Genomic DNA, 12,079 nt, shown 5'->3' on the forward strand with positions numbered 1-12,079 from the left:
CCGCATCCGGAGCCCCCACCACCCGCGCCCCGAACAACCCCGGCACCAAACCCGAACCGAAATCGGCCCCCGTCGCGTTCCACTCCGTCACGACCCGACCACGCTCCTCGGCGGACAGCACGTCCACCCCGCTCAGCGGGATCCCCGGGTCGGCGCCCACCAGCTCCAGTACGCGCACCAGGCGCTCCGCGATCCGCCCGACGCTCTCCGCCTCGAAGAGGTCCGCCGCGCCGATCACCGATCCGGACACTCCCGCGGGAGCACCGGAAGCGTCGAACACCTCGCCCAGCAGGACGTCCAGATCGAACCGCGCCGCGGCAGCGGTGGCGGTCTCCGCGGCCACCCCGTCCGGGTCCGTACCGGCGACCGCACCCGGCAGGTCCAGTACGGCCCGCGCGTTGTTCTGCATCGTGAACATCGTCTGGATCAGCGGATGGCGCCCCATCACACGCGCCGGGGCCAGCTCCTCGACCAGCTTCTCGAACGGCACGTCCTGGTTCTCGAACGCGGACAGGTTGGTCTCGCGTACCCGTCCCAGCACTTCACGGAAGCTGGGGTCGCCCGACAGGTCCGCCCTGGTGACCAGGGCGTTCACGAAGAACCCGACGAGGTCCTCGAGCGACGTGTCGGTGCGCCCCGCGTTCGCCGAGCCGATCGGTACGTCCACACCCGCGCCGAGCCGCGACAGCAGGACCACCAGCGCCGACTGCAGGACCATGGACATCGTCACGCCCTCGGCCCGCGCCACCCGCGTCAACGCGGCGTGCAGCGGAGCCGGAACCCGGACGGGCACCTCGTGACCGCGGTTCGATGCCATTGCCGGGCGCACCCGGTCCACCGGCAGTGCGAGTTCCTCCGGCGCTCCGGCCAACCGTGCACGCCAGTAGGCGACCTGGCGCGACATCAGGCTTTCGGGATCATCGCCGTCGCCCAGCAGTTCGCGCTGCCACAGGGCGTAGTCGGCGTACTGGACCGGGAGCGGGGCCCATTCGGGCGCCAGGCCCGCGGAGCGCGCAGCGTAGGCCGCCGACAGGTCCCGCGCCAGCGGGGCCCACGACCAGCCGTCGCCCGCGATGTGGTGGACCACCACGGCCAGGACGTGCTCGTCCGCGGCGGTGGTGAAGAGCCGGGCCCGGATCGGGATCTCGGTGGCCAGGTCGAAGAGGTGGCGCGCGGCACCGGCCACGGCGTCGTCCAGATCCTCCGGAGCCACGTGGACCACCGAGAGCTCCGCCTCCAGCTCCCCGGCCGCGATGATCCGCTGGTACGGCTCCCCGTCCTCGGCGGTCGTGAACACGGTGCGCAGCAGCTCGTGGCGGGCCAGGACGTCGCAGAACGCGGCGTTCAGGGCCTGCTGGTCGACGGCACCCCGCAGGCGCAGGGAGACCGGGATGTTGTAGGTGGGGCTGGGGCCTTCGAGCTGCCCGATGAACCACATGCGGCGCTGCGCGTACGACAGCGGTACCCGCTCGGGACGTTCCCCGGCCACGAGTGCCACGCGCGCCGTGTCCGCGTCGGCCAGCCGGGACGCGAGGCCCGCCACCGTGGGCGTCTCGAACAGTGCCCGCAGCGAGATCTCGGTGCCGAGCACCGCGCGGATCCGGCTGACCAGCCGGGTGGCGAGCAGGGAGTGACCGCCGAGCGCGAAGAAGTCCTCGTCCACGCCCACGTGCTCCACGTCGAGCACCTGCGCGAACACGCCGCACAGCAGCTCCTCCTGGAGCGTGGCCGGACCACGGCCGGCGCCGGTCGTGTACTCCGGGGCGGGCAGTGCCTTCCGGTTCAGCTTCCCGTTGTCCGTGAGCGGCAGCTCGTCCAGCACCACCACGGCGGACGGGACCATGTACGAGGGCAGTCGCGTCCCCGCCAGTGTGCGCAGGTCCGCCGCGTTCACGGTGTGCCCGTCGTGGGCCACCACGTAGGCCACCAGACGGACGTCGCCGGGCACGTCCTCGCGGGCGATGACCACGGCCCGGGCCACCGATTCGTGCTCGGACAGTGCGGCCTCGACCTCGCCGGGTTCGATGCGGAAGCCGCGGACCTTGACCTGCTCATCGGCCCGACCCAGGCACTCCAGACGCCCGTCGCCCGTCCACCGCGCGAGATCGCCCGTACGGTACAACCGCTCACCGGCCCCACCGAACGGAGAAGCCACGAACCGCTCCGCCGTCAACCCCGGACGACCCGCATAACCCCGAGCCAACTGGGCACCGTACAAATACAGTTCGCCCGAGACACCCGCCGGTACCGGCCGCATCCGGCCATCCAGCACATACGCGCCCACATCGGCGAACGGCCGCCCGACCAGCACCGGACCACCGGCGACCTCCGCCGACGTCGCCCACACCGTCGCCTCGGTCGGACCGTACAGGTTCACCGCCCGGACACCGAGATCCGTGAAGCGCTGTGCCAGCTCCGGCGGCAGTGCCTCACCGCCCACCAGCGCCCGCACCCCGGCCGGCCAGCCCTCCTCCTCCAGCAGCGCCCGCCACAACGACGGCACCGCCTGGAGCACGCTCGCGCCCGATGTGAGGACCAGCCGCGTCAGCGCCGCCGGGTCCCGCACCTCGTCACGGGAAGCCAACACGACCGACGCACCCGACACCAACGGCAGGAACAACTCCAACGCCGCGATGTCGAACGACACCGTGGTCACCGCCACCAGCCGGTCCCCCGCCGCCAACGGCACCCGCTCACCCACACCACTCAAATGCGCCGACAACGCACCGTGCGACACCACCACACCCTTCGGACGCCCCGTCGACCCCGACGTGTAGATCACGTAGGCGGCGTCCTGGGAGCGCACCACCGCTTCCAGCGGTCGGTCGTCCAGCGCCGCCACGGCGGGGTCCGACACCAGCACGGGTGCGACGCCTGCGGGCAGTACCGGCGCGCGCTGCGCCGAGGTCACCACGCCCACCGGCGCGGCGTCCTCCAGCACGTACGCGAGCCGCTCCGCCGGGTACTCCGGGTCCAGCGGGAGGTATGCACCGCCGGTCTTCGTCACCGCCAGCAGTGCCACGACCAGTTCGGCCCCGCGTTCCAGGCACACGCCCACCACGGAGCCCGGGCCCACGCCGGAGTCGGCGAGGTGACGCGCCAGCCGGTTCGCCCGCGCGTCCAGCTCCGCGTACGACACCTCCACGCCGTCGGAGACGACCGCGACCGCCTCCGGTGCGCGGGCCACCTGCGCCGCGAACAGTTCCGGCAGCGGCGCCGAGGGTGCGGCCGGCGTCGCGCCGCCCCACTCCACGAGCAGTCGATCCCGCTCGGCGGCGTCGAGCACCTCGACCGCGGCGACCGGTGCCGACGGGTCGGCGACGAGCTGGTCCAGCACCCGCACCAGGCGCTCGGCGAGCAGCCCGGCCGAGTCGGCGTCGAACAGGTCGGCGGCCACCGTCAGCGATCCGTGCACACCGGCGGGCAGGCCCGTCGTGTCGAAGGTCTCCCAGCAGTCGACCTCGAGGTCGAACTTCGCGCCGTGGACGTCGGTCGTGGCCACTTCCACCCGCAGCCCGGGCAGGTCGAGGACGGCGGCGGCGTTGTTCTGCAGGTTGAACATGACCTGGAACAGCGGGTGGCGCGCCATGGAGCGGCCGGGGGCGAGGTCCTCCACCAGCTTCTCGAACGGCACGTCCTGGTGCTCGAAGGCCGACAGGGCCCGCTCCTGCCCCCGGGCCAGCAGGTCCCGGAAGCTGGGGTCGCCCGACAGGTCGTGGCGGATGGCCAGGGTGTTGACGAAGAAGCCGACCAGGTCGTCCAGCGCCGAGTCGGCGCGCCCGGCCACCGCCGAGCCGATCGGGATGTCCGTACCGGCCCCGAGCCGGGAGAGCAGCACCGCCAGGGCGCTGCGCAGCACCATGAACGGGGTCAGTCCCTCGGCCAGCGCCAGCCGGGCCAGTCGTGCGTGCAGCTCGGCGGGCACCTCGAGGGGGACCCGGTGTCCGCGGTAGGAGCCGACGGTGGGGCGCGGACGGTCGAACGGCAACGGCAGTTCGTCCGGGACGCCGGCCAGGGCACCGCGCCAGAACCCGACCTGGCGGGCCATCCGGCTCTCCGGGTCGTTCTCGTCGCCGAGCAGCTCGCGCTGCCACAGCGCGTAGTCCGCGTACTGCACGGGCAGCGGATCCCATTCGGGTGCCCGGCCCGTGGTGCGGGCGGCGTAGGCCGTCGACAGGTCCCGGGCCAGTACCCGCATGGACCAGCCGTCACCGGCGATGTGGTGGGTGGTCAGGACCAGGGTGTGGGCGTCGGGGCCGGTCGTGTACAGCCAGGCCCGGATCGGGACCTCCTGTGACAGGTCGAAGGCGTACGCGGCCGCGGCGGCGACCGCGGCGTCCAGGTGCGCCGGGGCCACCTCGGCCGTGGTCAGCTCCCACTCCAGCTCGTCGAGCTTGACGATGCTCTGGTGGGGCTCGCCGTCGGTGACCGCGTACAGGGTGCGCAGCACCTCGTGGCGGCCGATCACGTCCCGGAGTGCCGTGTCGAGGGCCTTTCGGTCGGGCCGGCCCGAGAGGCGAAGCACGACCGGAAGGTTGTACCTGGCGTTCGGGCCGTCCAACTGCCCGATGAACCAGAGTCGGCGCTGGGCGAAGGACAGGGGAACCATCAGGACTCCTCGTGGTTGCGCATCGGCCGAAGGGCCGGCCTGGTTGACTTCTCGGTTCCGACCCGCCGGGCCAGACCTGCGACGGTCCGGGCCTCGAACACGGCCCGCAGCGGTATTTCGACTCCCAGGACTTCCCGTACCCGGGTCACCAGGCGGGTGGCGAGCAGGGAGTGCCCTCCCAGGGCGAAGAAGTCGTCGTCCATCCCGACCTTGTCGAGGCCGAGGACCTCGCGGAACAGATCGCTGACGGCCGCCTCGCGGCTGTCGGCCGGTCCGCGGCCCTCGCCCACCCGGTACTCAGGTGCCGGCAGGGCCTTGCGGTCGAGCTTCCCGTTGGCGGTCAGCGGCAGGGCGTCGAGCACCACGGTCGCCGCGGGGACCAGGTACTCCGGCAGTCGATCGGCCAGGAACCCCTGGATGACGGAAGGGAGTTCATTCGGTGCGTCGTGGTCGGCGACGGCGTAGGCCACCAGCCGGACCTGTCCGGGAGTGTCCTCCCGGGCGATGACGGCGGCCTGCACCACCAGCGGGTGCGAGGCCACCACGCTCTCGACCTCGCCCGGCTCCACGCGGAAGCCGCGGATCTTGACCTGGTGGTCCGTGCGGCCCGCGAAGAGGAGCCGTCCCTGCGCGGTCCAGCTCGCCCGGTCCCCCGTGCGGTACATCCGTGCGCCCGGTTCGAACGGGCAGGCCACGAACCGCTCCGCGGTCAGGGCGGGCTGTCCGCCGTAGCCGCGGGCGAGGCCCGCGCCCGTGGTGTAGAGGTCTCCCTCCACGCCGACCGGCACCGGCCGCAGCCCGGCGTCCAGCACGTACACCCGGGTGTCGGCGACCGGCGTGCCGATCGGCACCGATCCGGCGTCCTCGCCCAGTTCCGCCGCGAGCACCTCGTGGACTGCGGTGAAGGTGGTGTTCTCGGTCGGTCCGTAGCCGTTGAACAGCCGGAGCGAAGGCAGTGCGGCGAGCAGTCGGCGGCAGTGGGCCACCGACAGCGCGTCACCGCCCGCCAGTAGTCGTCGCACGCCCGCGAGCACGGACACGTCCTGGTCGACCACCTCGTGGAACAGGCCCGCCGTGAGCCAGAGGGTGTCCACGCCGTGCTCGCGCAGGAAGGTGCCGACCTCGGCGACCGACAGGGCGCCGGGTGCCGGAACCGCCAGGGTCGCCCCGTTCAGCAGCGCGCCCCAGATCTCGAAGGTGGCCGCGTCGAACGAGGCGGACGCCAGCTGGGCCACCACGTTCCCGGGACCCGGTTCCAGGAACCCGTTGCGGCGCACCAGTCGGTCGACCGCCCGGTGCGGTACGGCCGTGCCCTTGGGCAGGCCGGTCGAACCGGATGTGTAGACGACGTAGGCCGTGTGGTCGGGGCCGGGCTCGGCGCTGCGTTCTCCGGTCCCCAGCGGGGCGCCGGAGAGGCCGGCCGATTCCTCGTCCGCTTCCCACGGCGCGAGCCGGGGCAGGTCCCCGGCTCCGACGCCGGCCGCGCCGTCCGTCAGTACGAGCGTCGCCGAGGAGTCCCGCAGCATGTGGGCGATCCGGTCCGCCGGGTACGACAGGTCCACCGGGAGGTATGCGCCGCCCGCCTTCACCACCGCGAGCAGCGAGACCACCAGGTCGGCGCCGCGCGGCAGGGCCACCGCCACGACCGACTCCGGTCCCACGCCGCGGCCCGTCAGCAGCCGCGCCAGCCGGTTGGCCCGCGCGTCCAGCTCCGCGTAGGTCAGGCTCCCGCCGCCCGCGACCACCGCCACGGCCTCGGGCGTCCGCGCCACCTGGGCCGCGAACAGCTCCGGCACCGTGGCCGCGGCCAGGTCCCGGCCCGTGGTGTTCCACTCGCCGAGGATCCGGCGCCGCTCCTCCTCGCCCAGGACCTCGACCGCGCCCAGCGGCACGTCGGGGCCGCCCTCCAGGGCCGCCTCCAGCGCCGTGACGAGGTTGGCGGCGGCGGTACGGACGAGCTCGCCCACCGCGACGCCGTCGGCCGGGGCCACCGCGTCGATGGACAGGTCGATGTCCACACCGTTGTCGTCGACCATCAGCGCCAGCGGGAAGTTGGTGCGTTCCCGGGCGAACACCAGACGGGTGCCGAGGAGTTCGCCGTCCCAGCGCTCGTCCAGGTTCTGTCCGGCGTTGCGCCGGTAGTTGAGGAAGGTGGTGAACAGCGGGCTGCCGCCCGCCACCCGGCTGGCGCGCTGGGCGACCACCAGCGGGGCGTGCTCGTGTTCCAGCAGCTCCGCCAGTTGGCTCCGCATCGCGGAGACCGCGGCCACCACGCCCGGGCCGTCGTGGTTCACCCGCACCGGGAGGGTGTTGATGAAGGGGCCGGGGATCCGGTCGGCGCCCTCGCCGGCGTTCATCCGGCCGGACAGGACGGTGCCGAACACGACGTCCTGCCCGTGGGACACGGCCGAGAGCACCCGTGCCCACACCACGTGCAGCAGCGTCGCGGGGCTCGTGCCCAGGCGGCGGGCGACTTCGCGCAGCCGGACGTCCACTTCCGGCGCCGGGGCGACCCGGCTGCGGACCAGGGCGGCGCCGTCGCCGCGCACGTCGACCAGGCCGAACGGGGCCGTCGGCTCCTCGATGTCGCCCAGCAGGCGCTCGAAGTACCGGGCGTGCTCGGACTGTGGCACCCCGCCGCGGGCCTGTGCGACGAAGTTGCGGTACGGCAACGGCTCGGGCAGGTCGGCCTCGTGTCCGGTGACGAAGGCCTGGACCTCCGTCAGCAGGACGACCAGGGCCGTGTGGTCGCGCACCATGTGGTGGGCCCGGATCAGGGCCAGCCACTTGCCGCCGCTGCCGGGGAGGGCGGCGGTGTGCAGGGTGATCAGCGGGGGGCTGGACAGGTCCATGGAGTGGCCGCCCAGGTCGACCAGCTCGGCCACCGGGTCGGGGCTCGCGGGGTCCAGGGTGACCTCGGTGACGGGGAGCTCCGCGTGCCGCAGCACCACCTGGACCGGCTCGCGCAGGCCCTGCCAGACGTACGAGGTCCGGTAGATGTCGTGCCGGTTCACCACCTCGTTCACGGCCCGGGAGAACGCGTCCAGACGTGCGCGGGAGTCGAATTCGAGCACCGCCGGCATCACGTAGGCGTCCTCGCCCCCGTCGGCCAGCATGTGGTGGAAGAGCAGGCCTTCCTGCAGCGGGGCCAGCGGATAGACGTCCGCCACGTTGGCCGCGCCGCCGGGGACGCTCGCGACCACCTTGGCGATCTCCTGCTCCGAGAGGTCCACCATGGAGAGCATCTCCGGGGTGATCTCCGTCGCGCCGAGGGGGATCCGGTTGGCCGGGGCCTCGATCCGCACGGCGCCGACGGAGGCCGCCACACCGGCAGGGGTCGGGTTGTCGAACAGGGTGCGGACCGATACGGAGACGCCCTGCACCCGCAGGATCTCCACCAGCCGCACCGCCACCAGCGAGTGGCCGCCCAGCTCGAAGAAGTCGTCCTCGACCCCGACCCGCTCCAGCCCCAGCACCTCGGCGAAGGCCGCGCAGACGATCTCCTCGCGGGCGTCCGCCGGGCCCCGGCCGGAACCGGCCAGACCCACGAAGTCCGGCGCCGGGAGCGCCTTGCGGTCCAGCTTGCCGTTGCCCGACAGCGGCAGCGCGTCCATGACGACCACCGCGGACGGCACCAGGTGCTCCGGCAGCCGCTCCGCGGTGAACTGCCGGATCTGCGCGGCGAATCCCTCGGTCTCCGCACCGTCGCCGGGCACTGCGTAGGCGACCAGGGAGGTGTCGCCGAGGGCGTCCTGGCGCGCGACGACCGCGGCCTGGGCGACCAGCGGGTGCGCGGCGACGGCCGCCTGGACCTCACCGGGTTCGATGCGGTATCCGCGGATCTTCACCTGCTCGTCGGCGCGCCCCAGGAAGACCAGCCGGCCGTCGGTGGTCCACTTCGCCAGGTCGCCGGTGCGGTACATCCGGCCACCGGACTCGTACGGGTTGGCGACGAACCGCTCGGCCGTCTGGCCCGCCCGGCGGACGTAGCCGCGGGCCAGCTGCGCGCCCGCGACGTAGAGACCTCCGGCCACGCCCACCGGGACCGGTTCCAGCCGGTCGTCCAGGACGAAGACCCGGGTGTTGCCGACAGGCCGTCCGATCGGGACCTCGCCGTCGGCGACCAGCTCGGCGGTGAGCCGGGTGGTGGCGACGCCGATGGTGGTCTCGGTCGGGCCGTAGTGGTTGTGGACGGCGCGGTCGCCGGCTCCGGCGACCAGCTCGCGCACCCAGCCGGGGGCCGCCGCCTCACCGCCGAGTACGAGGGACTTCGCCGGGAGGACGTCCGTGGGACCGGCCACGGCGCTCAGCGCCGCGAGGTGGGAGGGGACGACCTTGAGGTGGTCGATGGCGTGCTCGGCCAGGTACGCGGAGACCGCGGCCGGATCGGTCACCGCACCCTCCTGAAGGATGTGCAGCTCTCCGCCCGTCACCAGGCTCGCGAAGAGGACGGTGTTCCCGAGGTCGGTCACCTGGGCCTGGAGCAGCGCGTACCGGCTGCCCGCCCCGGTGAACCCGATGCGCGGGGGGACCGTGGAGACGTAGTTGGTCAGCGCGCCGTGGGTGACGGCCACGCCCTTCGGCCTGCCGGTCGAACCGGAGGTGTAGATCACGTAGGCGAGGCCGGCGGGGTCGGTCACCACCTCGGGCGCGGTGGACGGCGCCGCCGCCAGCTGCATGGCCGTCAGCGTCCCGTCGAGCGCCACCGTCCGGATCCGGCCCGCGGGCAGGTCGTCCAGGATCTCCTCTGTGGTGAGCACCAGAGTGACACTGCTGTCCTTCATCATGAACGCCGTGCGATCGGCGGGCTGTTCCGGGTCGAGCGGGAGGTAACCCGCCCCCGCCTTCCAGACGGCCAGCATCCCGGTGATCATCTCGGCGCCGCGGGGCAGCGCGAGACCGACCACGGATTCGGCTCCGATGCCCTGCGCGACCAAGTGGTGGGCTATCCGGTTGGCCCGGACGTCCAGCTCGGCGAAGGACACCCGCTCGCCGTCGGCGACGATCGCCGCGGCGTCGGGCGTACGGGCGACCTGCGCCCCGAAGAGACCCGCGACCGAGTCGGCCGGCACTTCCTCCGCCGTACCGTTCCACTCCGTCAGCAGCCGGGTCCGCTCGTCGTCCTCCAGCACGCGGACCGCGCTCAACGCTGTCTGGGGGCCGCCGTCCAGCGCCGCCTCCAGGGCCGTCACGAGGCTCGCGACGGCGGTACGGACCTGGGCGCCGACCGTGTGGGAGTCGATCGGGGCCACCGCGTCCACGGCGACCTCGATCCCGTCGTCGTTGTCGTCGACCAGGATCACGAGCGGGTAGTTGGTGCGCTCCCGCGAGAGCAGCAGCCTGGTCCCCTCCATCACCGCGCCCGCACGCTCTTCGGGGCTCTGACCCTCGTTGCGCCGGTAGTTGAGGAAGGACGTGAACAGCGGGGTGTCACCCACGAGGCCACTGGCCCGCTGCGCGGCCACGAGCGGCGCGTGCTCGTGCTCGAGCAGTTCGGCCAGCTGGTTGCGCATGGCGGTGACGGCGTCGAGCACGCCCTGGCGGCCCGCCAGGACACGTACGGGAAGCGTGTTCATGAAGGGTCCGGGCACCCGGTCGGCGCCCGCGCCGGCGTTCATCCGGCCGTACAGCACCGTGCCGAAGACCACGTCGTCACGGCCGCTGACCGCGGCCAGCACCCGCGCCCACGCCACGTGCAGCAGCGTCGCCGGGCTGGTCCCGATGCGGCGTGCGGCCTCGCGCAGTCGAATGCTCAAGTCGGCACCGAATGAGGTGACTTCGTGCACGGTGTCGGCTCCGTCGCCGCGCACGTTCAGCAGTCCGTACGCCGCGGTCGGCTCCGTCACGTCCCCCAGCAGACGGGCGAAGTACCGCTCGTGCTCCACGAGCGGCACCCCGCCGCGGGTCTGGGCGACGAAGTTGCGGAAGGGCATCGGGGCGGGCAGCTGCGCGCTCCGGCCGGTCACGATCGTCCGCACCTCGCTGAGCACCACCTCCAGCGCGGTGTGGTCACGCACCGTGTGGTGCATGCGGGCGAGTGCCATCCAGCCGCCGCCCGGCAGCCGTGCGTAGTCCACCGCGATCAGCGGGGCCCGGCCGAGGTCCATCAGGGAACCGACGATCGCCTGCAGGTCGGCGGCCGGGTCGGTCGTGGCCGGGTCGAGGGTCACCTCGTTCACCGGCAGGACGGCCTTGCGCCAGACGACCTGGACCGGCTCGCGCAGTCCCTCCCAGACGAACGAGGTCCGGAAGATGTCGTGCCGGTCCACCACCAGCTGGAGCGCCTCGACGAAGGCCTCCAGCCGGTCCTTCGTGTCGAACTCCATTGCGGCACGCAGCACATAGGCGTCCTCGCCGCCGTCGGCGAGGAGGTGGTGGAAGAGCAGGCCCTCCTGGAGGGGGGCCAGGGGATAGACGTCCGCGACGTTCGCGGGGCCGCCCTCGACGGTCGCGACGATCCGGGCGACCTCGTCGGCGGTCAGGTCGACCAGCGGCAGCATCTCCGGCGTGATCTCCGTCGCGTCGACGGGGATCAGGTTCTCCGGCACCACGACCTGGGCGGCGCCGGTCGAGTCCGCGAGGGCGGCCGGGGTCGGGGAACGGAAGAACTCCCTCACCGACGTGGACACACCGTGCCCGCGCAGCACCTCCATCAGGCGCACGGCGAGCAGCGAGTGGCCGCCGAGCCGGAAGAAGTCGTCGTCGACACCGACGCTCTCCAGGCCCAGCACCTCGGCGAAGGCCGCGCAGACGATCTCCTCGCGTGCGTTCGCCGGCCCGCGGCCGGACCCGGCCGTGTACTCGGGGGCGGGCAGGGCCTTGCGGTCCAGCTTCCCGTTCACCGACAACGGCAGCGCGTCCAGAACGACGACCGCCGACGGAACCATGTACTCGGGAAGACGGCCGGCGACGAACTCCCGGACGTCCTCCTCCTGTACGGAACCCTCGCCGACGGGGACGACGTAGGCGACCAGACGCTTGTCGCCCGACACGTCCTCGCGGGCGACCACAGCCGCCTGCGCCACCTGCGGATGGGCCGCGACCACGGCCTGGACCTCACCCGGCTCGATCCGGAAACCACGGACCTTCACCTGCTCGTCCACACGCCCCAGGTACTCCACCTGACCGTCCGCGTTCCACCGCACCACATCACCCGTGCGGTAGAGACGCTCACCAGTGCCGTACGGAGAAGCCACGAAACGCTCCGCCGTCAGACCGGGACGGTTCGCATAACCACGAGCCAGCTGCACACCCGCGAGATACAACTCACCCGCCACACCGACGGGAACCGGCCGCAGCCCTGCATCCAGCACGTACAGGCGGGTGTTGGCGACCGGGGCACCGATCGGTACCGTCCCGGTGCTCTGCTCCGGACGGCACTGCCAGGCCGTCACATCGACCGACGCCTCTGTCGGACCGTAGAGGTTGTGCAGCTCGACACCGTCGAACACCTCGAAGAAACGCCGCTGC

2 protein-coding genes are annotated in these 12,079 nt (G+C 72.8%); both read right to left on the minus strand.

Going from position 1 to position 12,079, the window contains the following annotated elements; genetic code table 11:
* A partial coding sequence (locus IE257_RS37465; protein ID WP_189974563.1) for a non-ribosomal peptide synthetase occupies positions 1-4,609 on the minus strand: 4,609 nt, incomplete at its 3' end.
* Positions 4,609-12,079: non-ribosomal peptide synthetase (locus IE257_RS37470; RefSeq protein ID WP_189974565.1), on the minus strand; the 7,471-nt coding region annotated here is incomplete at its 5' end. The genes IE257_RS37470 and IE257_RS37465, both read right to left, overlap by 1 nt.

Source organism: Streptomyces avidinii (assembly GCF_014650695.1).
Classification (GTDB): Bacteria; Actinomycetota; Actinomycetes; order Streptomycetales; family Streptomycetaceae; genus Streptomyces; species Streptomyces avidinii.